Origin of the sequence: Sphingobacterium sp. (genome assembly GCF_032065005.1) — a bacterium.
Classification (GTDB): domain Bacteria; phylum Bacteroidota; class Bacteroidia; order Sphingobacteriales; family Sphingobacteriaceae; genus Sphingobacterium.
Genome location: NZ_DAMBMM010000004.1, coordinates 177,117 through 202,165, shown reverse-complemented (window position 1 = coordinate 202,165; position 25,049 = coordinate 177,117). Strand labels below are relative to the sequence as shown.

Annotated in this window: 13 protein-coding genes; 7 read left to right on the top strand and 6 right to left on the bottom strand. The window is 40.8% G+C overall.

The features are described from left to right. From RT138_RS08285 to RT138_RS08265, 5 genes are all read right to left on the bottom strand, one after another. The gene (locus RT138_RS08285; protein ID WP_313190292.1) at nucleotides 1-3,153 is read right to left on the bottom strand and encodes a SusC/RagA family TonB-linked outer membrane protein; all 3,153 of its coding nucleotides are present in this window, start codon (nucleotides 3,151-3,153) and stop codon (nucleotides 1-3) included. Between the two features lie 988 nt (nucleotides 3,154-4,141). After that, nucleotides 4,142-5,593, bottom strand: coding sequence for a RagB/SusD family nutrient uptake outer membrane protein (locus RT138_RS08280; protein ID WP_313190291.1), 1,452 nt, complete (start codon nucleotides 5,591-5,593; stop codon nucleotides 4,142-4,144). A gap of 18 nt (nucleotides 5,594-5,611) precedes the next feature. After that, the gene (locus tag RT138_RS08275) at nucleotides 5,612-8,785 is read right to left on the bottom strand and encodes a TonB-dependent receptor (protein WP_313190290.1); all 3,174 of its coding nucleotides are present in this window, start codon (nucleotides 8,783-8,785) and stop codon (nucleotides 5,612-5,614) included. 72 nt (nucleotides 8,786-8,857) lie between these two features. Beyond that, complete coding sequence (locus RT138_RS08270) at nucleotides 8,858-9,880, bottom strand: dipeptide epimerase (RefSeq protein WP_313190289.1); 1,023 nt, start codon at nucleotides 9,878-9,880, stop codon at nucleotides 8,858-8,860. Nucleotides 9,881-9,912: 32 nt separating this feature from the next. Then, nucleotides 9,913-11,130 (bottom strand): C40 family peptidase, encoded by a 1,218-nt coding sequence (locus RT138_RS08265; protein ID WP_313190288.1) that lies wholly within the window; start codon nucleotides 11,128-11,130, stop codon nucleotides 9,913-9,915. A gap of 171 nt (nucleotides 11,131-11,301) precedes the next feature. Here RT138_RS08265 and RT138_RS08260 point away from each other — a divergent pair, with 171 nt between their 5' ends. The 7 genes from RT138_RS08260 to RT138_RS08230 all read left to right on the top strand — a co-directional run bounded on the left by RT138_RS08260 (nucleotide 11,302) and on the right by RT138_RS08230 (nucleotide 22,041). Next, nucleotides 11,302-12,336, top strand: a complete 1,035-nt coding sequence (locus RT138_RS08260; RefSeq protein ID WP_313190287.1) for a N(4)-(beta-N-acetylglucosaminyl)-L-asparaginase — start codon at nucleotides 11,302-11,304, stop codon at nucleotides 12,334-12,336. A gap of 308 nt (nucleotides 12,337-12,644) precedes the next feature. Then, nucleotides 12,645-14,207, top strand: a complete 1,563-nt coding sequence (locus RT138_RS08255) for a DNA/RNA non-specific endonuclease (RefSeq protein ID WP_313190286.1) — start codon at nucleotides 12,645-12,647, stop codon at nucleotides 14,205-14,207. A gap of 31 nt (nucleotides 14,208-14,238) precedes the next feature. After that, entirely contained in the window at nucleotides 14,239-15,642 is a 1,404-nt protein-coding gene (locus RT138_RS08250; RefSeq protein ID WP_313190285.1) for a fimbrillin family protein, read from the top strand. Between the two features lie 71 nt (nucleotides 15,643-15,713). Beyond that, complete coding sequence (locus RT138_RS08245) at nucleotides 15,714-18,461, top strand: carboxypeptidase-like regulatory domain-containing protein (RefSeq protein ID WP_313190284.1); 2,748 nt, start codon at nucleotides 15,714-15,716, stop codon at nucleotides 18,459-18,461. 12 nt (nucleotides 18,462-18,473) lie between these two features. Further along, nucleotides 18,474-19,823 carry a DUF5689 domain-containing protein gene (locus tag RT138_RS08240; RefSeq protein ID WP_313190283.1) on the top strand — a complete coding sequence of 450 codons (1,350 nt, stop codon included), beginning with the start codon at nucleotides 18,474-18,476 and terminating at the stop codon, nucleotides 19,821-19,823. 5 nt (nucleotides 19,824-19,828) lie between these two features. Further along, a complete protein-coding gene (locus tag RT138_RS08235) occupies nucleotides 19,829-20,872 on the top strand; it encodes an endonuclease/exonuclease/phosphatase family protein (protein WP_313190282.1) in 1,044 nt (347 codons plus the stop codon). Nucleotides 20,873-21,015: 143 nt separating this feature from the next. After that, on the top strand, nucleotides 21,016-22,041 hold the full coding sequence (locus RT138_RS08230) for a clostripain-related cysteine peptidase (RefSeq protein WP_313190281.1): 1,026 nt from the start codon (nucleotides 21,016-21,018) through the stop codon (nucleotides 22,039-22,041). A 154-nt stretch (nucleotides 22,042-22,195) separates the two neighbouring features. Here RT138_RS08230 and RT138_RS08225 read toward each other — a convergent pair whose 3' ends face one another. Next, the gene (locus tag RT138_RS08225) at nucleotides 22,196-24,946 is read right to left on the bottom strand and encodes a DNA gyrase/topoisomerase IV subunit A (RefSeq protein WP_313190280.1); all 2,751 of its coding nucleotides are present in this window, start codon (nucleotides 24,944-24,946) and stop codon (nucleotides 22,196-22,198) included. Nucleotides 24,947-25,049: the final 103 nt, after the last annotated feature.

The following is a 25,049-nucleotide window of genomic DNA, read 5'->3' as shown; positions in this document are numbered from 1 at the left end:
TTAAAAGCCAACATTTAAGCTGAATAAGAAGCTTCTGACAGCAGGGTAAGTCATCCCTGCAAAGCCTTCGATATTCGATCCACTTGCCGTGGTTGAGTTTTCAGGGTCATATCCTGAATACTTTGTCCAAAGGGCAAGGTTGTTTCCAATCAAAGAAACTCTAGCGTTCTTAACAAACTTGTTTTCTAACCATTGTTGTGGTAAGCTATAGCCAATGGATACAGAACGTAATCTTAACCATGAAGCGTCTTCCACAAAGAATTGGGAGTTTCCACGGAAGTTATCTCTGTAATAACCATTTCCATAATCCACACCATTTTTAGGGTCTTTTCCTTGGCCTAACCATACCTCTTTTGTATTCTTTGAGCCGTCAGCCAATACACCATCAAATACTTTGTAGTCATTACGGTCTTCTGTATAATCAGCCTCGCCGAATGCAGCCATAAAGTTTCCTAATTGGTTGTAACGGTATTGACCCACACGTGCATCGACCAATACATTTAAAGATAGGCTCTTGTAATTGAAGGTGTTGTTCCAACCGCCTACCCAGCTTGGTTGAACATTGCCTAATTTCTTAGGAACTGAGGTCGATTCCAATACAGGGAAACCATTGGCACCGATCAATAATGGACGGCTCTCATCGTATTCACGGGTTTTGTCCAAGCCCTGAGCGATCTCATCAGGAGTATAATAACGCTTGTAAGTTCTTCCATAAAGTGTACCATAGGACTCTCCTGGGCGGATACGCATGGAAACGGTTGAGTTCAAGTAGCCATATTCAGAAGAAACTACAATTTCATCATCTAAATCCTCGCGGATGTACAGGATCTTGTTCCTGTTGAATGAAAAATTGATGTCTGAATTCCATGAGAAGTTGTCTTTCTTAACAGGTGTGGTATTTAAAGTGATCTCCAGACCTCTGTTACGGATACTACCTGCGTTAATCGAAGCAGTAACGAATCCTGTTGTTGAAGATACAGGGACTTGGATAATTTGGTCCTTACTCACTGAGTTATAGAAGTTGACATCTAATCCTAATCGAGATTGTAAGAACTTCATTTCCATCCCCACCTCATAGGTGTCAGTAAATTCAGGTTTTAATTGCGGGTCACCCAATAAGGAAGGTCTTGTAAAACCAATATAACCTGTTGGCAGGTTGGTATAAGGAGCGAAACCAGCACTTGTTGAATAAGGTGCAGCATCTTTACCGATCTGTGCATACGACAAGCGCAATTTGGCAAAGTTAATAGCTTCAGGCATACTGAATTGGTCTGAAAGCACATAGCTTAATGTTGCAGAAGGGTAGAAGAAAGAACGGTTATTCTTGCTCAAGGTAGAGGTGATGTCATTTCTGCCTGTCAAGGTTAAGAATAGATAATCTTTGTAAGCTAAGTTCAACTCACCGAAGAAGCCCATCAATCTATATTTTTCATTGTATGTGGCCGCTTTGATGATGTTGGCATTGCCTAGATCAAACCAGTTATATACCGTTAAATCTCCACCTTCGGTGGCTGTTCTTTTAATGAATCGGTCGTAAACATCCTGCCCAACACGTAATGTAGCGTTTAGGTCATCATTGAAATCATGTTTGAAGGTTGCGATGAAGGTACTGGTCAATGCCCTGAAATTATTGTTGTAGACATTATAAAATCCGCGACCATCAGCACCTTCAACACCATTATCATAGACCAATCTTTCATCAGCAAGTCCTTGATATCCGATAGCTGTTCCTTCGCGATTATCCCTATAGGCATCAATACCTACGCGGTACATCAAGTCCACCCATTTTGCTGGGGAATAGGTTAAGTCAAAACCTCCGATTACGCGCAATACATCGTCTTTAAATCTGTTGGTATGAGCGACATAGATCGGGTTGTCGGTTTCACCATAAGATTTCATGGTGCCATTTTCCATAAGGTAATCCCTCACATTGTATCTTGGGGTCCAATAGATCAATTGCTCGGCATAACGGTTGGCGTTTCCACGGTAACCTCCAGAGTTGGTCACTGCAAGGGAAGAACCACCTTTTAATTTTTCACTTAAGGTGAAATTGGTGTTCAATCGAGCTTGGTAATTTTTGAAATCTGTTGCCGGTAGTACCCCATTATGTTTCAATTGGGATACAGAAGTCAAGAAACTGAATTTTTCAGATCCTCCGGAGAAACTTAGGGAGTTCCGGAATTGGTTTCCGGTTTCGAAGGCTTCTTCAAAAGGTTTGTATAGTGTGGTTGGATGCGTAGGGTCTACTTTAATAGCTTCAGCTACGGTAGGTCCCCAAGCAGGCCAGAAATCATCTTTATCATAAACACCTTTCCATCCTTGGGTATAGGTGTCCTGCATTTTAGGGAATTTGTTGACATTTTCAAAACCAACTGTTCCTTGATAATCAATTTTCAAAGAGCCAGCTTTGCCGCTCTTAGTGGTAATGATGACAACACCATTTGCACCACGAAGTCCATACAGTGCGGTTGCCGCTCCACCTTTAAGGATATTGATGGTTTCAATGTCATCAGGGTTGATATCCACTGAACGGTTACTCATACCACGTACTTCAGCACCACCTTGTGTAGAAGTCGAGTTATCCATTAGGATACCGTCGATTACGAAAAGTGGTTGGTTATCACGGGTAGGGTCGATGGAGTTGATACCACGGATTTGGATATTTGCACCTTGACCAGGGGCACCACCGGTCGAGCTGATGGTCGCACCGGCTATTTTACCTTGTAATGCATTGACCAAGTTGGGTTGTTTGTTGGAGTTTAAAGTGGCACTGTTCACGCTTTGGGCACCATATCCTAGCGATTTTTCACTTCTTTGGATACCTAAAGCTGTCACTACAACTTCATCGATTTCACTGTCATCATGTTGAAGTTGAATGGAAATGTTCGTTCTTCCGCTGATAGGGACTTCCAAAGGAGCGTATCCTACAGCACGGATTAACAGCGTTCCGCTGCTTGGTGCATTCAAAGTAAACAATCCGCTCTCATTACTGGAAGTACCCTGCTGTGTGCCTTTTACAAAAATGGAGGCTCCAACAATGGGTTCACCTTCGGCGTTGGTCACCTTTCCAGCTATGGACAATTGTTGCGCGGAGAGCATCTGTATGGAACATAATGATGCAACCGCAATTGATAAGCAAGTTGGTAAATTCATCTTTAGAGTTATTGGTTATTAGATAAACGAATATAACGGATTCATGTTAAAAACAATGAAAAAATTGCAAAAAAATGCAAAGGATATTATTGTTAAGTTACTCTATTTGTGAAAATTTGAGGAATTTGTTAAAAACCTTGCGTTTTTGTGAAGATTTTGCTAAAAAAGAGAAGTAAATAATGAATATTTATGGGATGTGGAAAGAGGATAGGATTTTTTTTGTAAAGGGCTGAAAAAGAGATAATCCCTCCGATCCCTTTTGCTTGATAGGTCCTTCCGTTACTTTTTTCGCGGAAAAGTAACCAAACCGCTTCGGCTCATTTAAGATGGCTTTTCGCACCATCCACTACACATGAAAAGAATGCCTTGATGTCGGGAATATCTTTCTCAAGATCATCCCTTTTGGGAGGATGATCTAGAGAAAGCATTCCAAGGCCAATCCCATCGCACAGGGCAACGGCATTCTTTCCATTTTTCCGCCATTGGAAATGAGCCGGGGGCAAAAGGAACTTCCTTCGGAAGGAGAGATGAATGCTTTTAGAATTTTAAAACCCACAGCGTGGGTGAAATCTTTGTAGAAGGGTGATTTGTTCTTTGGCCAACCCACAGCGTGGGTGAAATATTTTTCTATACCTTTTTTGTGTCACCCTGAGGGCACCGCCGAAGGGTCTCGGAACATCCACAAACAATTGAAATGGTTTCCTCATCTTACGATTTCGGAATGACCCAATCCTCCTAAAAAAAAGAAATAGATTCTTCGTTTCACTCTGAATCCCTCTTTAGCACATTTTGATTCTGAACGATCAGTGAAGAGTCTGTACGTCAATTCAATATTAGTTGTCTTAAATTTTGAAAGTTCACATTTCTCCGTGATGCTTTGTTCCTTAATATCAATAAAAATACTATGCTTAATGACATTGCTCATTCATTTTGGGTCAAAAAAAGGCGGTCAATCTGACCGCCTGATGTTGTAATATTATAATTAAGTTTAATAACCTGGGTTTTGCTGTGCTTCAAGACCTGGGTTTGCATTGATTTCCACTTGTGGAATAGGGAGAATGGTTTTGAAGAAAGTCCTGTTGATGGATTTTTGTCTATGTGACATGGTAACTCCAACATGTTCATCATTGAAGGTGATCGTTTTATTTGTGCGGATCATATCCCAATAACGTTGACCTTCGCCGTAAAGTTCCTTGCTCTTTTCATCCAAGATCATGGCTTCTGTAACAGTTGCAGCCGTTGCCGGCGCCAATTCAGGAGCACGCTTGCGGATTTCGTTCAGGTAGTTTGCTGCTTTAACTTTGTCAGGAGATGGTTTTTTCAAAGCTGATTCGGCCGCATTTAAATAGACTTCAGATAAACGGGCTACTTTAATATTGACAGCGGTATAAGTATCCTTGCCATCGCCATCTTTTTCAACTGAGCCCACATACTTATAGCAAGCTGCTTGACGGTCCAATTCATCTTTGGTGAAAATTCCCCAACGTACATCTTCCTCATCTTGTCCTAAACGTGATAAGAAATAGTCTGAAGCTGTGAAATTACCAAGTGCATTGTTATCCTTATTCTTCAAATAATAGAAACCTAAGGATGCGGAACCTAAATCTCCTTGATCTTTAGCTAGGGTGATTTCAAAAATCGACTCTTTGCCAAATTGATTTGCCCAAGAAGGCACCCATTCGCTGTTGGAGTATAAGGAATAAACCTTGGAGTCAATGACTTCTTCAGCTGCAGCCAATGCTTTGTCAAAATCTCCCATGGTCATGTAGACCCTTGAAAGGATAACTCTATTAGCGTAGTAATTTATGTAGCCATTCGCCTTCGTTTTAGGAAGCAACTCTGCCGCCGCAGTTAGGTCCTTTACGATCTGACCATACACTTCAGAAACTTTATTACGCAAGGGTTGGGCAGAGGTACTTAATGCTTCGGTAACAATAGGAACCCCTAATGCATTTGGATCTTGGGTATATGTTTTTCCATAAAGCTTCACTAGCTCAAAATGCAATAAGGCACGAATGGTTAAAGCTTGACCTTCAAAGTTATTGAAGTCCAGTTCAGTTCCGGCTGCTTGGAGGTCATCGATACTTTTGATAATATTGTTTGCTTGCATAATGGCATTATATCCATCTGCCCAGAAATCAGAATAATTGTTGTTATTGATGGAATGGTTGAATACATATAATGCATCCAGCCCGCGGCCTTGGGAAACAATGGTTAGATCACCCCCTTTTGCATCTCCGTAGAGCATTAAGTTTCGGCCAAATAAGCTTGATTTTACAATCTGTCTTGTCAAACCATTGATCATCACCTTCGCATCGGCAACCGTTTGAATGGTTACACTGGAATCGGTGGAGTTGGTTGGTTTTACATCCAAGAAATCCTTACAAGAAAACAACGATAAACTTGCAAGTGCTATGATATATAATGAATTCTTTTTCATGATGATAATAATTGAAGGTTATAGACTAACTTCTAATCCGAAGGTGTAGGTTTTTCCGAAAGGAGTTTCCCAACCTCTTGTTCCAAACTGGTTAACCTCAGGGTCAGCCCATTTAAATTTAGAAGCGGTTAATAAATTAGTACCATTGAAGAAGATCCTAGCATTGCTAAATCCAATTTTGTTGACTACTGCACTTGGCAAACGATAAGATACATTCACGTTTTTCAAGCGTAGGAATGAGGCATCGTATAGGTGACGTGTTGAGCGTGTGATACCATCTTCTGGGTCATTTCCGCTGACAAAAGGATAAAGTGCATCGGTGTTGTCTGGTGTCCATACGTTCTGTATGGCGTAATATGAACGGATCCTTTCCCAGTAATAACCATCTTCTGCAACATCTCTTGAGCCCGCATCAAATAATTTTCCACCGATTTTATAAGTGAAGTTTAATCCCAATGAGAAACCTTTGTATTCAATATCGGTATTGAAACCTCCGTAGGCTTTAGGGATCGGAGAGCCAACGATGACTTGTTTTGCATCACTTACCTTATTGGTAGCACCACGTCCGTTGTGCAAGAATTCTCCTTCTGTACCGTCATTGGTATACCACATTGGTTTACCATTGCTCGGATCTACACCTGCCCATTCAGCCATGTAGTACGAGTACACATCTTCCCCTTCTTTATACATAAATTGCACTCTTGAATCTCCACCTGTTGGGTCCCACCAAGTGATATCCTTACCTCCATAAAGTTTTGAAACTTTTGATTTCAGGAAAGAAGTATTGACATTAGCAGACCAACGGAAATCCTCTTTCTTGATCAGGTCTCCACCTACTGAAATTTCAAGCCCTTTATTGTTGATTTCCCCAACATTCAGAAGAGTAGAGTTAAATCCGGTTACTAGAGAGATGTTTACATCCTGCAATAGGTCTTTCGAATCTCTATTGAAATATTCAACAGTACCATATAATCTATTGTTGAATAAACCGAATTCAGCACCTACGTTGAATGTATGGCTCTTTTCCCATTTTAAATCCTTGTCTGCAATGGTAGTCAAGATTCCACCTGGTTGATCCATGTAGTTATATCCATACGAAGCCAAGGATCTCCAGCCGAAATTCGAGGTAGGAAGAGTACCATTGGTACCATAGGAAGCTTTTAGTTTTAGGAGATTGATTTCTTCGATGTCTGAAATGAAGCTCTCATTTTTTAAGTTCCAAGCCGCTGACAAAGACCAGAAATTACCCCAACGGGTATCAGGTCCTAATCTGGAGTTACCGTCCCTTCTCAAGGATCCTGAAAGGAAATAAGTGTTTTTAAAATTGTATTCAGCTCTAGAGAATACCGACATCATATTATTTCCCCACATGTATGCGTCCGCATCTTTGATACCGGCAGTAGCTACGGTATGCAGCGAGCTGGAAGGAAGGTTGGAGCCACTTGCGAATTGATAGTTCGTTTCATTCTTTTCAGCTTCAAATCCTACCAATAAATCTAGGGTATGTTCCGTAGCAAAGGTTTTGTTATAATTCAAAGTTGAAGAAGAAATCAACTTCTTGTAATTTGTGCTGTATTCAAATACAGTTCCGTTAGCAGTAGCACCATAAGTAGTGTGGTAATGCAGTGGGCTATAATATAAATGATCCTTTACTTCGGCATTATCGTAGGAGAAGATGGTTTTACCGGTCAACTCCGGAAGGAATTTTACGGTCAACGATGGAGCAGCAACAATGCGAAGAGTCTTTGAATTATTCTCCCATTGTTTATCATAGTACAATGGGTTGTAACCTAAAGAATTATAGCGTGTTGTGTATTCTTTGCCTGTTTTATAATCTGTAGGCCAATAGAAAGGGAACAAGAGGTTGTTTGCAAGGTACATATAGTTTGTCCCTGTGTTACGTGTGTCGTTGTAACCTTCCTTGTTGTTATGGTTTAAATTGAAGTTGGTGGCAAATTCAACTTTTTCAGAAAGTTTTTGGGAAAAATTCAATCGGCCGCCGATTCTTTCAAACTCATTGGTATAGGCTCTACCTTTGTCGGTAGTATAAGACAAAGAGGAATAATATTTAGTTTTATCGCTAGCACCACTAACCGCAAGGTCATTTGTCTGATATTTTCCAGTGCGGAAAAGAGCGTCATTCCAATCAAAATATTGACCGTCTCTATTTTCAACTCCGTCGGTTTTTCCCTTGATGATAATTTTATCATACAAGCCGGTTCCTTCGCTAGAGAATTCATAGCCATGGATGCCGAATCTTGTATCCATACGGTTTAAGGCATATTGATTTGCCTGTTCTTGGGTGTATCCGTTGGAGGTTCTGTAATCGTGGAAGATTTGGTAGAAGTACTGGATCTGTTCTTGAGGATTCCCAGGTTTGTAGTTGTCAGTCGCCCAATTTGGTGTTACGGCGTAGGAGGTACGGAAATCGATTTTCGGTTTTCCTGCCTTTCCTGATTTGGTCGTAATGATCACTACCCCATTTGCTGCACGCGAACCATATAAAGAAGCTGCTGCGGCATCTTTCAGAATTGAAATGGATTCGATGTCATTTGGATTAATGGTGGCCATGATGTTGTTGCTACTTCCGGAAAGAGCCCCACTCATTTGGCCCACATTTCCAGAAACTACCGGTACTCCATCTACTACATATAATGGTTCGTTGGAAGCGTTCATGGAACCGATTCCCCTGACCCGGATACTGGAGGTTGATCCAGCCTGGCCTGAAGTCGTATTGATCTGAACACCCGGTACGCGACCCGTTAAAGCTTGTTCAAATGAGGTAACGGGAATGTCCTTTGCCTCTTTTTCATAATTTACGGTTGCTGCGGATCCTGTAAAGGAGCTTTTCTTGGCAGTACCATAAGCAACAACCATAACTTCATCGATGGCTTGGTCATCCTGATTTAAGGTGATGTTGATGGCTTTTCTTCCGTTCAGTGGGATTTCTTGGCTTGTGTATCCTATATAAGATACAACCAAGATGGCATTGTGATCTGCATTGAGCGAAAACAAGCCATTCTCGTTGGTACTGGTACTGATTGTTGTTCCTTTCACAGATACAGTTACTCCAACAAGCGGAGTGCCATCTGATCCAGAAACTTTCCCAGCCACAGCGATTTGTTGCGCATTAACGACCTGCATAGACGTGCAAGCCACTACGCACAAAGTTGTGAGCAAGTGATGTTTCATAATTTTGGTAATTTGTTATTCTTAGGTAATCTGTTTTTCTAGGTAATGTGTTTTTTGGTTTTTTTGTCCAATTTATATTTTCAATATTCCAATTCCAGGTCGGTCAGGTAAGTGGCATAAACCATCTTTTACCTGCATACCGTCGTAGATATCATTTGCAATCAATAAGGCCCCATCCAAATCTGCCCAATCCACTAATGGAGCTAATTGAGCTGCTGCGGTAATGGCACAGGAGGTTTCAGTCATACAGCCCAACATCACTTTCATATCTAAAGAGCGGGCCAATTCAGCCATTCTCTTAGCTTCACGCATCCCTGTACACTTCATCAATTTGATGTTGATGCCTGTATAAACATCTTTTAGAGCCGGCACATCGGCAAGGCGCTGGCAACCTTCGTCCGCAATCGTAGGGATTGGAGAACGTTCAGTTAGCCAAGCATTTTCATCGATCATTTCCTTTGGCATCGGTTGTTCCAGGAAAACAACGTTTCTTTCATTTAACCAATGGGACATTTCCAAAGCTTCCTCTTTGTTTTTCCAGCCTTGATTAACATCCGCACATAAAGGAACATCCGTTACTGAACGGATCGTATCAATGATCATTTTGTCTGTGTCCAGACCAAGTTTTACTTTCAAGATCTTGAATTGCTCAGCCTCAGCTACTTTTTTGCGGATCATTTCCTCCGTGTCAATTCCAATGGTATAGGATGTTGGCGGAATAAGATCAGGGTTTAATCCCCAGATTTTATAAAACGGCTGGCCCATTATTTTGCCTAAAACATCGTGTAATGCGATATCGACAGCAGCTTTAGCAGCGGTATTCTTTGCATCGACCTGATCGATGTATCGTAGGATCTCTTCGGTCTGGAATGGGGAGTTGAAGCTTGAAAGATCGATCTTGTTCAAAAAATTCATGACCGATTCCTGGGATTCCCCAAGGTATGGAGGCATGCTTGCCTCGCCATAGCCAATAATACCATCATATTCGAGTTCAGTCAGGACAACAGGGGTTGTTGATCGACTAAAAGAAGCTACGGTAAATACATGGCGTAGTTCAAGTGTATAAGGCTTGAAACGCAGGGTGAATTTTCCCATTTTTTTGCTTTGCCACTCGTTGCTGTTCATGGTTATTTTTGGTTATAGTAAGGGTTTTCCTGTATTTTTTGCACTTGCTGATCTTTCACGCCTATATATCTTTTTGCTGCAACGACGGTCCTGGTCTGGAAGTCATCATAGTTTGCGGCATCTTTCAACATGGAGTTGATACGAACGGTTCCTGCCGAATGTATGAATTCCCCATTTCCAATATATAAGGCGACGTGGGTAACACGCGCATTTGGATTGCTGTTTTTGCCAGAAGCAAAGAACAATAAATCAGCTGGTTTCAAGTTTTTAAGTGCTTTTTTAGCATCGAAATGCCCATCTTTATCTAGGATGTCAATGTTTTGGCCAGCTAATACCTGCTGAGATGCATCTCTCGGGATGATGTAGCCATTCATGTAATAAGCAGTTTTGGTAAAACCACTGCAATCTACACCTTTAACAGATGTACCGCCCCAAAGATAAGGTAGGCCCATCATGGTTTTGGCACTGCTGATCACATTGTCTGCTGTCAGTTCTCTTGAGCCTAACCATTTGTCGAAAGTTAATGCTTCATCTTTTGGGATAAAGGCAATACGATGGTCAGGATAGGTTACTTTATAATAATTTCCTTCTTCAGCTAATAAACCTAGGATATTTCCATAAACCAGGTCAGAAACCCGGACACTTTTTGGGTCAGCTTGAGAGAGTGATTTTCCAAATTCAGCTGTGTAGATTAATTTGGGAAGCTTTCTCCATTTTTCTAAATCGGCATGATCCATTGCTGCAATAGAGGAGGCAGGTACATATGAAATATAGCCTTCAGGGGTTCTAGCTCTATATTCTCCATCTACTTTTTGCAACAGGTCAACCTCTGTTCCAAGAATGGCCTGTGTTGCCATTTCAGAGGCATTTCCTGGTTTTGTTCTAAAGTTTGCCACCGATAGATTGACAACCCCATGGACTTTTTGACCTACCGTAGAATCCGGAAGGGCATTGATTCGGATTGTTGCGGGAATATTAGCTGTTTGAGCCTTGATGAAGTCGCTGGCTTCAGCAACACTCGACTCAATGACATACTGATTATTGATCGCATTAGCTTCCGTAAGGGCAACGATTTTGGTTCGTTTATCCGGAGCAAATTGTTGTTTGGCATCTTGAACGATCTGATCTACTTTTTTATAGATCGTAGAGTCTGTTTGTGCGAAAGAAATATTGTTCAAACAGAAAAATGTGCAGAATAGCGCTGTGATACGTATCATCATTCTAGTCTTTAATAATTGTTATCTTGGTAAAACCGCATAAATATGCGAAAAATTGCCTGTAATTAAGCGTATTTTTACGTTTTTTCCAAATAATTAACTGGAAATAACGCATAATTTACAATCGTTTAATCCTTGTTCTTTGTAAATTGTATTCCTAATATTGTAAATACTATGCATTCAAGAAGAAAATTTATAAAACAAGGTATCATAGGGGCTGCCAGTATAGGTACAGTAGCTTCTGCTATTTCCTGTCAAGCGACAGAGAAAGCCACGAAATCGGTTCGTAAGCCTATTGTGATTTCCACTTGGGATTTTGGTGTTGCAGCCAATCAAGCTGCTTGGGAAATCCTGAAGAAAAATGGTCGGGCCCTTGATGCGGTCGAAGCAGGTGTGAAAATCCCCGAGGCCGATCTGAAGAATGTAACAGTGGGCAAAGGCGGTTATCCGGACCGTGATGGACATGTGACCTTGGATGCATGTATTATGGACGAGCATGGTAATTGTGGTTCAGTCGCGGCGATGGAAGATATTGCCCATCCAATCTCGGTCGCGAGATTGGTGATGGAAAAAACGCCACATGTGATGTTGGTTGGCGCCGGGGCAAGACAATTTGCATTGGAGAATGGATTCCAGGCTGAGAATTTATTGACTCCTAGTTCTGAGGAAGCTTGGAAAGAATGGTTAAAGGAAAAGAACTACAAACCGGTCATGAACATTGAAAATAAATCATTCGCCACGGAAAGACTGCCGGGAAACAAATATAACCATGATACCATAGGCATGTTGGCCCTAGATGCAGACGGTAATCTTTCTGGAGCTTGCACCACCAGTGGCATGGCTTTTAAAATGCATGGCCGAGTAGGCGACAGTCCAATTATCGGAGCAGGACTGTATGTAGATAATGAGGTTGGAGGCGCTACTTCGACCGGTGTAGGAGAGGAAGTGATCAGGAATGTAGGTAGTTTTTTAGTGGTGGAATTAATGCGTCAAGGTTATTCCCCTGAAGATGCCTGCAAGGAAGCGGTCATGAGGATCGTCAAGAAAAAACCGGAGATTGCCAAAGATATTCAGGTAGGATTTTTAGCCTTAAATAAGAATGGAGAATTTGGTTCCTACGCTTTGCAAGATGGATTTACTTTTGCCATCTGTGATGAAAAACAACAAGATTTGATAGAAAAAGGTAAGTTCCATTACCAACGGAAATAAGAAATTTTTATAAAAGCTGGAAGGCAGAAGCATTATTTGTTTCTGCCTTTTTTTGTGCCCTCTGAATAAAGGCTTGGAAAAGCTTGTTCAATCTTCCAATTCATTGGTTTTTATCATGTTGCTTAACATAGAGTTTAACCATAAGCGCATTGGTAATACATTCTTAATATCTTTTTAATTAAACTATATTAATTCAAAGGTAAATTTGTTAGTGAATTCAAAATTAAAAACTCTAACCGAGTCTTTATTTTGAACTAAACTTATTATGATACGAAATAATTGGTTTTTATATAATAAATATTAAGTTAATGATTAAGAGATTATTCTTTGTTCTCGCAGTTATGCTGTTGTTTTTGGGTTCTTGTCGGAAGGACTTCAGTAATATCCAAGTTAAGCAAGATCAATCGGTTTTGTTTACCAGTAAGATTACTGGCCAAGTTCAGACCCGTATGTCAGGTACGCAATGGGATGATCAGGATTCCATTTCAATTTTTATGTATCAGGGTCAGTCTCTTACAGCAGGTAATGTGGTGCCTTCTGGGTTCAATAAGCAGTTTATAACGCAAAGGAACGGGAATTTCTCGCCCAAAACATCGGCAGATGCCTTAGATTTTCCAAAAGACAAGCAAGTTAAGTTTGTTGCATTTTATCCTTTTCAACGAAGATCTGATCTGCAGAGGGAATTGAATATATCCAATCAGCAGATACAAGCTCCTATTGATTATATGATTGGGCACAGTGCTAATTCCATGGGCTATCAGCAGGGACCAGTACAATTGAATTTCGAAAGACTGATGGCCAAGATTCAGGTTCGAGTAAAAGGATCGGGTATCAATGCGGTTACTGCAAAAATAAGCCCTTTACAGACGGAAGCTGTTTTTCAAATAGATCAGTCTCAGTTAATTCCCCGTCAGGTATTCAAGGAAGTGGAGGGTAAGGTCCTATCTGCAGGACAGGAAACGGTAATTGAATGGGTGATTTTTCCGGGAAGATTGAGTGATCAATCCAAAATGGTCTTCATTAGCAATAAAGGGAATAGTTATACCTGGGAAATTGGCAAGTTGGCAATAGATTATGTGCGGGGAAATAGATACCAGTATAGTATCAATTTGACCGATGATGGAACGGTGGATCCGAATCCATCTGTTTCCTATATGGAATTGCCTATCATTTCAAACTCAGCAGACCTTGAATATAATTTTAAGATGACTCCTGATCGTTCCAAACGAAATTTTTCAATGCTTTACGACAAGAAGAACAGGATTGCTCACTGGGTGGCCTATCCATTGAGTGGAGACTATTTAGGGGGGCAGTCCCGTACGGACAATTGGGCCTATGACCCAAACTTTTCCAGCTTTAATCAACCTTTGTTATCAAGAGGTTTTGGAATCGGAGGGATAGACCGAGGTCATCAGATTCCGAGTGCTGATAGGACAAAGAATTATGCCGAAAACTCCACGACATTTTATTATACCAATATGACGGCTCAGACCAGTTCCTTGAATCAGGGAGTGTGGGCCAGGTTGGAAAATCAGATCCGTTCCTGGACCAGGAATTCAGGGGTGGACACAATGTATGTGGTAACAGGTGCAGGAATAAGGGATGGCAATGCTCCCATAGAATATGTGAAGGATAATGGAAATAAAGACGTTGCAAAACCCAAGTATTACTATAAGGCCTTAGCTGTAAAAAGGGGAAAGGAATATTATACGATTGGATTTTTTATGGAAAATAAGGTTACACCAGCTAGTGCCCACTTTAACAGTTATCGCATGACTGTGGCTGAACTGGAAAAGAGGACTGGACATCGCTTTTTTCCGGGGCTTCCCGAAGGAACAAAAAGCATGATCAATAATGCGATCTGGAGATAAGACTTACTATAAATCAAATAAATAAATTACAATGAAAACAAAACAATTATTAGCTGCAACCCTGGCGTTTATCGCCTTGGTATCTTCTTGTAAAAAAGATGATTACAGGAAGTTGGAGAAGACCAATCCATCGGAAGTTAAGTTCACTTCTAGGATTCTAGGTACAACTGCAACAAAAGCAAATGGAAATGCATGGGATGCAAATGATGAAATTGGTGTATTTATGAAGCAGGGAACTGGATTGTCCAATATCCTGGCTGCAAACAAAAAATACTCAACCAACGGAAACGGGAACTTTACGGCAACCGGAGGTGATATCATCAATTATCCTGAAACAGGACAGGTAGATTTTATTGCTTACTATCCTTATTCAGCTGATTTGTCAGGGACAAGATTAGATTTTAATGTTTCGGATCAGAGCAATTTAGCGAAGATCGATGTCATGTATTCAGACAATGCTAAGAATTTGGACAAAAACTCAGGACCTGCAAGTTTGGAATTTACGCATAAATTGGCAAAAATCGAGTTGATTGTTAAGGCTGGAACTGGTGTGAACAATTTAACAGGTTTAAGAACTGCGTATAATAACGTACCTACCGTTTCGAGTATGGATCTTCCGTCAGGAGCTATTTCAGCTGGTTCTACCAATGCAAATGTCGACGCAAAGGTTACTGCTCAAAATGCGGATCAATTTGTTGAAGCTATTTTAATTCCAGGCGATTATAGTGCTAAAGAAGTGGTGTTTACTGTTGGGTCTGATAATTATAAATGGACTTTACCAGCAAACCTTAACTATGAAAACGGCAAGAAATACACCTATAATATCACTCTTCAGGTAGGTGGATTAGTTGCAGTAACTGGAAATGCGATTATTACAGATTGGACCTCAGTTACTGGTGGAACACATACTATTGGCAAAGATGGTGGAACGGTTAATCCTCCCAATCCTGGTGTTGAACAGACTATTTATGAAGAAACTTTTGGTGATATCTCGATAGACGATAGATCAAAAAGGTTTAGAATAGCTCAGTATACAGGATTTTATAATAAGACTGCAAGTTATTCAGATCTGTATACAGCAGAATATGCCGACATCCGTAGAACAACGACTATGGATGCACATGTTTGGTTGCCAGCAAATAGAACAACAGGCTTAAAGATCCAAAACATTAATACAACAGGCTTTACTAATTTAAGACTGACCTATTCAATGGCTTCAAATCGCCCTGGACAAAAGGTGGAGAATGTGAAAGTCAAAATCAATGGTCAAGAATTGCAACAACCTGGCGTATTGGGTGGACAAAATTCCTTCTCAATGCAAACTATTAACACAGGTATTCCTGCAGCTCCGATCACTATTGAATTTGATGCGGTTGCAGCATTAAATGAGGGAGGTTATCGTATCGATAATATCAAATTAGTAGGAACAAAATAATCATTTTAAGCGAGGTTGGGGGATAAAATTCCCCTTCCTTGTTTGATGAAACCTTTCGAATATTAAAGAATATGCAAAGGATTTTTTCCATAATCTTTTTGTTGACTTGCTTTTGTGTGGCCGTGTTGGGACAGGAAGGAATTCAACTATCAGGTAAGGTGGTCCACAGCCGAACGAAGATCCCATTGGTGGGTGTTTCGGTTTACCTAGAACAGAACAAGATGAACAGCAGCAGCAATGAGGAAGGGGAGTTTGTCTTTGTCAACTTGAAATCCGGACCTGAAAAATTAATCATTCAGTCAGCTGGATTTAGAAATTATGAAATGGAATTTGAAATAAAGGATTCTAGTTTCATGCGGTTAGAGGATATAGAATTGGTTGCTGAAAATCAGATCGATGTGCAGACCGTTCTGGGTGTAATAGATGATGATATCATTTCCTCGGAAGGGGACATGAGTTCACAAGATATTCAGGCATCTGTTATTCTTTCCAATGACCTTTACCTGAATAAGGTTGGGTTTAAACTCTTTCCTTACCGTTTTAGGGTTCGAGGATACGACCCACATTACGAACAGATCTATATCAACGGTATTTTGGCGAACGACCAATACCGCCGTGTTTTTAATTATGCTTCAATCGGAGCATTAAATGACCTGACCCGAAATGGGGATGTGGTCAACTACAATCAAATAGGAACATACACATTCGGAACCATTGGAGGTTCTGAAAATATCAATATGCGAGCAAGCTCCTATGCAAAGGGGGGGAAGCTCACGCTGTCCTATACTAATAGGAACTATTATGCACGCTCCATGTTCAGTTATTCAACTGGGCTGAATGAAAAAGGTTGGGCATTTACGGGAGCTATTGGCGGTAGGTTTTCGGATAAGGGATTTATTCCAGGGACATCTTATAGAAACCTGTCTTATGCATTGTCGATAGAAAAACAATGGCAGGGCGGCAATCATTCACTTTCTGTGCTCAGCTTCGGTTCACCAGTGGTCCGAGGTCAGCAAGGATCTTCTTTTCAAGAGGTATATGACTTGGTAGGAGATAACCTTTACAATCCAAATTGGGGCTATCAAAATGGCAAGATCCGTAATTCAAGAATGGTCCATGCCTATGATCCGACCATAGTCATTTCCCATCGCTGGAAAATTGATGACAGGAGCAGCTTGACTTCTGGAGGTATTTTACACTATGGGCGATACAGTAATTCGGCATTGAACTGGTATAACGCCATGGATCCACGACCTGATTACTACCGATATTTGCCCTCCAATTTTTCAAGGTTTACACCCAGACTTGACATGAGAACTATCGAACAGTATACACAGCTTTGGAAATCTAGGGATCCTAAGGTCACCCAGTTGAACTGGGAAGAAATGTACCGTCAGAATCTGAATCCAGAGAATATTAGAAAAACGAACGGTGCTGCTTTGTATACTTTGGAACGCAGGCATTCTGACCTGATGGAAGGGACAGTGAACCTAACATTCAATAAGCTTTACCAAAACAATTTTAATCTAACAGCAGGTATTGAGGCTAGGAAGACGAGATCTTACCAGTATAAGACCATAGATGATCTGCTGGGAGCCGACCATGTCGTAGATCTAGACAAGTTTGCCGAACGGGAGAATCCGGGTAATGAAAATGTCAAGCAAAATGACCTTCTTTTTCCTAACCGAAAGGTTTATGAGGGCGATATTTTCGGCTATGATTACGATATAGATATTCAGGCTGTGAATGCATGGTTAAGCAATGGTTTTCAATCCAGAAATTTAGAGTTTTATTACGGTACAAAAATCAGCTATACCGATTTTCGTCGGGTTGGAAATATGAGGAACGGCCGGTTCCCTGACCATTCGTATGGGAAAGGTCCTAAATATGACTTTGTGGATTTTACGGTAAAAGCTGGCCTAACCTATAAGTTTGATGGCCGGAATTTCCTTTCTGCCAATTCTGCCTATATCACGGAGCCACCAGCTCCCGATCGATCATATGTGATGCCGCGGGTTACAGACCGAGTCGTTAAAGGACTATCTAGTAGCAGGATCCTCCATAATGATATCAATTATGTTTTTTCCTTGCCGCATCTATCTGGGCGGCTGTCACTCTTCCAGACTAATTTCTATGATCATTTGGAACGGATGAATTATTACCATGATTCCCAGCGGACCTTTGTCTTTCACAACCTAAGTGGAGTTGATCGGAAACATCGAGGAATTGAGGCAAGTGTAACCTACAGTCTGAACCAAAACTGGAATTTCGATTTTATTGGTACCCTAGCTGAATATTATTACAGCAACAATCCCATGGGGACCATGAACTCAGAAAATGGCCTTATGGTGAATTTGGAGGAGAAAGTTTACATGAAGAACCTCTTTGTCTCTGGAACGCCACAGGCAGCAGGAATCTTTGCTGCCAGGTATTTCTACGATTACTGGTTCCTGGAGATGAGTGGGAATCTTGTCAGCTGGAACTACATGTCCTCTGCTGCTTTGAGGAGAATGGCTTCCGTATATTCCACGGTGAACCCCTATCAAGATAGTTATGAATCATATAGGAAATTGACAAGCCAAGAGAGGCTAAGGGGAAATTTTACCTTGGATGCCTCGGTTGGGAAGTTGATCTACCTTCGGAACCGACGTGCCTTGAACTTTAATCTGTCAATTATGAACTTGCTGAACCAAAAGAATGTTGGGACTGGCGGTTATGAACAGGGCAGGTTGGATTTAGTATATCCAGATAGGTTCAATTCTCGATATTTCTATATGCAGGGTTTCAATGTGTTTTTTAATACAAGTTATAGGTTTTAATAAAGTTATTAGATGAAAAATATTAGGTTAATCTATTTTTTCTTGTTCAGCATGCTTTTCCTGGCATGTGAACGCGAGTATACCCCACCACCTTTGATTGAACCGGTCTATAAGGGTAAGCCGGATAACATCAGTATAAAACAGTTAAAGGAGCGATATAAGGACATTAAGGATCCGGTATTTTTGGAGGAGGAATTAATCATTAAAGGGATTGTGACTGCAAATGATGAATCTGGCAACATCTACAAGCAAATCTATGTTCAGGATGGGACGGCAGGCATTTATTTAGGTGTTGAACAAAATTCGGTCTATGTGACCTATCAGGTAGGTCAGGAGGTTTATGTGAACCTTAAGGACTTATATATATTAAAGTATGGTGGTGAATTGCAGATAGGTTTGGGGACGACCAATGCCAATAGGATTTCCTGGCAGAGTTTTCAGGAGAAGGTCAAGATGAATTCATGGCCAAACCCAGCAAATGTAAAATATAAAGTAATATCATTTGATAAATTGACGGACGATCTGGTCCATCAAATCGTGGAAGTTAGGGACATACGTTTTGTCAATGGCGGAAAAAGGACCTTTTCGGAAAAAAATGCCACCAGCAATGAGGAAATAAGGGATCAGGATGGGAAAGTCCTGGTAGTTCGGACAAGTAATTATTCGAATTTTTCCCAGGATCTGTTGCCTAGGGGGACAGGTAGCCTTATTGGGATATTAGGAAGGTTCAATGGTACCTGGCAGCTATTGTTGCGGACAAAGGCCGATGTTCTGAATTTTGATGGGGAAGATCCGGAAGAAGTCAAACCTACTGCCGGCAGTTTTTTCAAAGAAACCTTTGGACAGGGAACCTATCCTTCGGGGAATCGCCCAAAAATCAATGATTTTAAAGATTTTGATATGAAGCCCCCGGTTCAATATAAAGAAGATGCGAGTATTGCCGATGTTAGAAGTATATCGGGAGGAAATGGTGCCCACATCTGGCTGCCAGCCAATAGAGATGCTACGGTGGAGATTTCCGGAATCAATTCCCAAGGAAAAGGCGAAGTGACCTTAAGCTATCAACTGACAGCAAACCTGTTTGATGCATCGGCGTCAGCAGACCTTAACCAAATCCAGGTCAAGGTCAATGGACAATTGATGCCTGTCCCAAGTAAGCCCATATCGAATGCTGCAGGGGACAACAATAAGTGGTTTACAATCAGTATCCCTAAGATTCCGCCAGCCAATAATCTAAGGATTGAGTTTGTTTCCAACTCTGCTAACAACAAAATTGGTTTTAGATTAGATAATATTGAATTGGTAGGAGCGGATTCAGGAAAAGGCGGCAAGCAAGAAATCATTATTCCTCAATTGAAATAGCAGGCATGTTTAATATTCAAAATAAAAAATACCTTCTGTTATTTCTTTTTGCAGCAATATGGTTGAACAGCATCAGTCAGCACAGGAAATATTCTGTATATCCCATTGCATTCTATAACGTGGAAAACTTATTTGATACACAAAGGGATACTAGTATCCAAGATGAGGAATTTACACCAAAAGGCGGGATGAATTGGACCGAGGACAAATACTGGAAGAAGCAGGAGAAAATTGCCTCTGTGTTGAGCAGTATAGGAAGGAAATATGGTAAATCTGGGCCTGTAATTATTGGACTATCTGAAATTGAGAACAGGAGGGTAATAAATGACCTCATCAAACAGAGTGCTATTAAAGAAAATGGTTATGAAGTTGTGCATTACGAATCTCCAGACCGTCGAGGAATCGATGTGGCGATGCTCTACAATCCCAAGCTTTTTCGTTTAGTTCATGCCCAGATATTACCTTACCATCTGAAAAGTAAGCCGGATTATGTTACGCGCGATATTTTAATGGTCAAGGGAGTAATTGCCAACGAGATGGTCCACGTATTCATTAATCATTGGCCTTCCAGGTTTGGTTCTAAATCCTCTGAATTGCGCGAGCATGCTGCTGGTATAGTCAGAAACGCAGTGGATTCCATTTACCAGAAAAAACCTAATGCAAAGATCATCATCATGGGTGACCTCAATGACGATCCTGTTGATATCAGCGTAAAGGAGGTTTTAGGGGCAAAACGGCATAGTGAAAATGTAAGGCCTGGGGAGTTGTACAATACTATGTATAAGCATTATACACAAGGTATTGGAACATTGGGATATCTTGCCAAATGGAGCCTTTTTGATCAGATTATTATTTCAGAGCCATTATTGGGAGATGATCGGAGCAGTTTAAAATTCTGGAAATCTGAAATCTATAATCCCGATTATCTAATCACAAAGGACGGTCGGTACAAAGGTTATCCCCTAAGGACCTTTTCTGGGAATCTATTCCAGAATGGTTATTCCGATCACTTTCCCGTATTAATTTATTTGTTAAAAGAGTTAGATTGATTGAAAAAATGAACAACAGGAGAAAATGTTTTCAGGATAGTATAACAATAGGATTTGTCCTGTTAATTAGTGTTTTATTCGCCTCATGTAGCAAAACGGACCTTGAAGGAAGGAAAATAGTTTCCAAGACTGTTATGGTCTATATGTCAGCAAACAACAACTTAGCACCGGAAGCTTACGCAAATATCAATCAGATGGAGGCAGGCTATGCAGATTTTGGAGGGAAATTATTGGTTTATGCCAAGGTCTTTGGCCAAAATCCCAAGATTTACGAAATCGTTCATGATGATACCCCACAGATTGTCAGTAAGGTTTTAAAAGATTATCCTGAACACAATTCCTCCGATCCAAATATCATGAGAATGATATTTGAAGATATGGAGCAACTCGGAAAGGCAGAAAGTTATGCGGCCATACTATGGTCCCATGCTACCAATTGGTATCCTGGGAACTCGAAAATGGCAAAAGTCAAATCATTTGGAGACGATAATGGGGAGACCATGGATGTAATGGACCTAAAAAGAGCTTTGCCAAGGAATTTAGAATATTTGATTTTTGATGCCTGCTCCATGGGTTCTGTGGAGGTTCTGTATGAATTAAAAGATATTGTTCCCTATGTATTAGCTTCCCCAACAGAGGTCATCAGTGTTGGTCTGCCATATGACAAGATCATTGGACATTTTTTTGATAAGAATGTGGAAAAAGGACTCGTAAAAGCAGCACAGCTTTACTTTGATTTTTACAATAACCAGAAGGAATTGTTCCGTTCAGCTAGTTATTCCTTAATAAATATGAAAGAGATGGCCAATTTGGCTAAGACCATGGAAAGTGTTATCCAAACTGGAAAATATAGGCAAGTTTCCAGGAATGATGTGCAGAGGTTGGATCTTGATCCGAATATGGTTTCTACCGTACCTGCATTTGATCTTTTGGATTTCTGCGAGAAAAATTATTCGAAGGAACATGTAGCCATGATTAAGAGTCAAATCGATCGAACTGTCCTCTTTAAGGTTGCAACCCCTCAATTTTTAGGAACAGCAATTAATTCTTTTTCTGGGCTTTCCTGTTATATTCCTGTGCAATCTGAGAATGAATTTGCTAAATATTATCAGGGATTAGCATGGAATTCAGCCTCAGCTTATTCTAAATTTTTTTACTGGATATCATAAATATCACATAATTACTACTTGTTTTTTTAAAGGAGTTCATAGGATACTATGGCTCCTTTTTTCATTGTTTCCAAAATAGTAAATATTGCGATTACGAGATGGCCAAAAATTTTGTAATTCATAAATAAAAAAGGGGACCAAGTCCCCTTTTATCTTAATTTTCTTCTTCTTCGTTGCCTCCAAACAATCCCAGCTGCCCATTGGTGTCGATTTGGATATCATCAGGGTTGGTGATTTCAAAAGGGATATCGTCTGGTTCAGCAGATTTTGTTTCTTTAGGCTTTTCTGGTTCTACTGTTGTTTTTTCAGCCTTGACCTCCTTCTCAACCACATTCGGTGTTTCAGTTACTGCAATCTCACCTACCTCAGTTTCTTGTAAGGTTGAAAGGTCTTTCTCTTCAGAAAGAAGCTTAATCTTTTGTACCGTATGGAAAGATAACCTATTACCTTGCGCTTTCATTCCTTTTACATCTACGATTTCATTTAATTCCTGTTCTAGATGTTCGTGGGTCTGAGATTTTCCTTTCAGGATATCCAAGGAAACGACTGGAGTATCATTGTTGGTCAACAGAACCAATTTGCTTTCCTCAGGAATGAAACGAACTCGTTTTCCTACTGGATTATCATCAAAGTTGAATCTCTTGACAAAGTAGGTTCCAGATTTACTGTCCTGATGGATGGCCGTATAGATTTGTTCAGGAATGAATTTCTCCAGACGGATCATTTTCTCGTCGAAGTGATTGTTCAGGTCAAAGTTGCTCAACTCATAAGTTCCATCGTTGACAACCATTAAGATTTTGTCATCACCATCGAATTCGCCCAAGAACTTACCTCGATTATCGGCATTCAAGCGTTTTAGGATATCGTCATACCAGATCTTTCTTCCGGCAAGAGTTGACACCCCTGCGCTTTTAAAGGCAACCTTTTTAACGGGGTATTTGCTGACAATGTTTCCTTGGGAAGCACGTCCCTTGATTGCGATCTCAGCAAAATCCATATCAAAGTTCAGCTTACGCAGTTTTGAATGAGGTTTGAGCTGGATATTTACGATTTCGGCTTCTCCATTTGGATTGGCTGTGAAGTAAAGGATCTTAGTGCCTTTACTAGCTTTACCTATATCATAATCCTTATCCCTTGTGACTGCTGTCACGGAGAACCGCTTGATGTAACTGGTACCGGTAGCCCCATCTTTATAAATGGCGTTATATACGGTCCGGTCATCGCCTTTTTTGAAGACTGCAACATGGATAATATCTTTACCCACGAACACCTTGTCCTGTACTTTGACAACAGAATATTTACCGTCTGCGCGGAAAACGATGATATCATCGATATCCGAACAATCCGAAACCAATTCATCCTTACGCATATTGGTTCCAATAAATCCTTCTTCGCGGTTCACATAAAGTTTTGCATTGGCTAGGGCAACCTGGGTTGCTTCTACCTTATCAAATACACGAAGTTCAGTCTTCCTTTCTCTTCCTTTACTGTATTTTCCACGGATATATTCAAACCACTTAATGGTGTATTCTGTAAGATTTCTTAAGTTCTTTTTAACCTCTTTGATTTCATCCTCAAGGGCTTTCATTTGCTCATCTGCCTTTTTGACGTCAAAGCGCGTGATGCTACTCATGGGCTTGTCGATCAACCTCTTGAAATCTTCAGGTGTGATCGTACGGTAGAACTGATCAAAGAATGGCTCAAATAATTGGTTCAACACGGCTACCACGGTGTCGAAATCGCCAGCATTTTCATAATCAGAATGCTTATACATGCCTTCTTGGATAAATATCTTCAGCAAGGAGCTAAAGAAAATCTTTTCCTGGAGTTCATGCAGCCTGATTTCAAGTTCTTGTTTCAACAAGTTCTTGGTCTGCTTCGTATTTTCGATCAAGATATCATTGACGCTCATAAAATGAGGCTTGTTGTTCTTGATCACACAGGTATTTGGTGAAATGGAAGTTTCGCAGCCGGTGAAAGCATACAATGCATCAATGGTTACATCTGGAGAAATACCAGGGGCAAGATGCACAATGATCTCAACGAACTCAGCGGTATTGTCCTCAATTTTCTTGATCTTGATTTTTCCCTTTTCATTGGCCGAAACGATACTATCGATCAATGAGCCGGTTGTAGTGCCGAATGGGATTTCGGTGATGGCCAATGTTTTCTTGTCCCGCTCCTCGATCTTCGCGCGGACACGGATTTTTCCACCACGCTGTCCTTCATTATATCCCGTTACATCGGCCATCCCTCCAGTTGGGAAGTCCGGATAGATTGCCGGTCTTTCACCTTTTAAAACTTGGATGGATCCATCGATCAGCTCAATAAAGTTATGCGGCATGATCTTGGTCGCCAAACCTACGGCAATTCCTTCTGCTCCTTGAGCCAATAACAATGGAAATTTAACAGGTAGGGTGATCGGTTCTTTATTCCGCCCATCATAACTCAATTGCCAATCGGTGGTATCAGGATTGAAGACCACTTCATTGGCAAACTTAGACAGTCGGCCTTCGATATAACGAGGGGCTGCAGCAGAGTCTCCGGTAATCGGATCTCCCCAGTTACCCTGACAATCGATCAGTAAATCTTTTTGTCCTATTTGAACCATCGCATCCCCAATGGAAGCATCCCCATGTGGGTGGTACTTCATGGTATTACCGATGACATTTGCCGCTTTATTGTACCGTCCATCGTCCATTTCCTTCAGGGAATGGAGGATACGACGTTGAACGGGCTTGAAACCATCATTGATATGAGGTACCGCGCGGTCCAATATGACATAAGAAGCGTAATCCAGAAACCAATTTTCATATAGTCCCGACAAGGGGATGGTATTGCTTTGTTGGTCTTGATTTGGGTTTGAGTCGTTATTCTCTTCTATATCGTTGATTTCGTCACTCATGAAATTTTCGTAAGATTTTGATGGGTTTACAGGATTGATTTCCGCAAACCTCGTAAAAATACAAAATTCATTTTATTTGTCTTATTTTTAGGATTATTCTACA

Bases quoted from the DNA above. Each gene is read 5' to 3' on its own strand.
- RT138_RS08245 (WP_313190284.1), top strand. From the start codon at position 15,714: ATGCAAAGGATTTTTTCCATAATCTTTTTGTTGACTTGCTTTTGTGTG.
- RT138_RS08255 (WP_313190286.1), top strand. From the start codon at position 12,645: ATGATTAAGAGATTATTCTTTGTTCTCGCAGTTATGCTGTTGTTTTTG.
- RT138_RS08260 (WP_313190287.1), top strand. From the start codon at position 11,302: ATGCATTCAAGAAGAAAATTTATAAAACAAGGTATCATAGGGGCTGCC.
- RT138_RS08230 (WP_313190281.1), top strand. From the start codon at position 21,016: ATGTCAGCAAACAACAACTTAGCACCGGAAGCTTACGCAAATATCAAT.
- RT138_RS08250 (WP_313190285.1), top strand. From the start codon at position 14,239: ATGAAAACAAAACAATTATTAGCTGCAACCCTGGCGTTTATCGCCTTG.
- RT138_RS08275 (WP_313190290.1), bottom strand. From the start codon at position 8,785: ATGAAACATCACTTGCTCACAACTTTGTGCGTAGTGGCTTGCACGTCT.
- RT138_RS08235 (WP_313190282.1), top strand. From the start codon at position 19,829: ATGTTTAATATTCAAAATAAAAAATACCTTCTGTTATTTCTTTTTGCA.
- RT138_RS08270 (WP_313190289.1), bottom strand. From the start codon at position 9,880: ATGGGAAAATTCACCCTGCGTTTCAAGCCTTATACACTTGAACTACGC.
- RT138_RS08265 (WP_313190288.1), bottom strand. From the start codon at position 11,130: ATGATGATACGTATCACAGCGCTATTCTGCACATTTTTCTGTTTGAAC.
- RT138_RS08285 (WP_313190292.1), bottom strand. From the start codon at position 3,153: ATGAATTTACCAACTTGCTTATCAATTGCGGTTGCATCATTATGTTCC.
- RT138_RS08225 (WP_313190280.1), bottom strand. From the start codon at position 24,946: ATGAGTGACGAAATCAACGATATAGAAGAGAATAACGACTCAAACCCA.
- RT138_RS08280 (WP_313190291.1), bottom strand. From the start codon at position 5,593: ATGAAAAAGAATTCATTATATATCATAGCACTTGCAAGTTTATCGTTG.
- RT138_RS08240 (WP_313190283.1), top strand. From the start codon at position 18,474: ATGAAAAATATTAGGTTAATCTATTTTTTCTTGTTCAGCATGCTTTTC.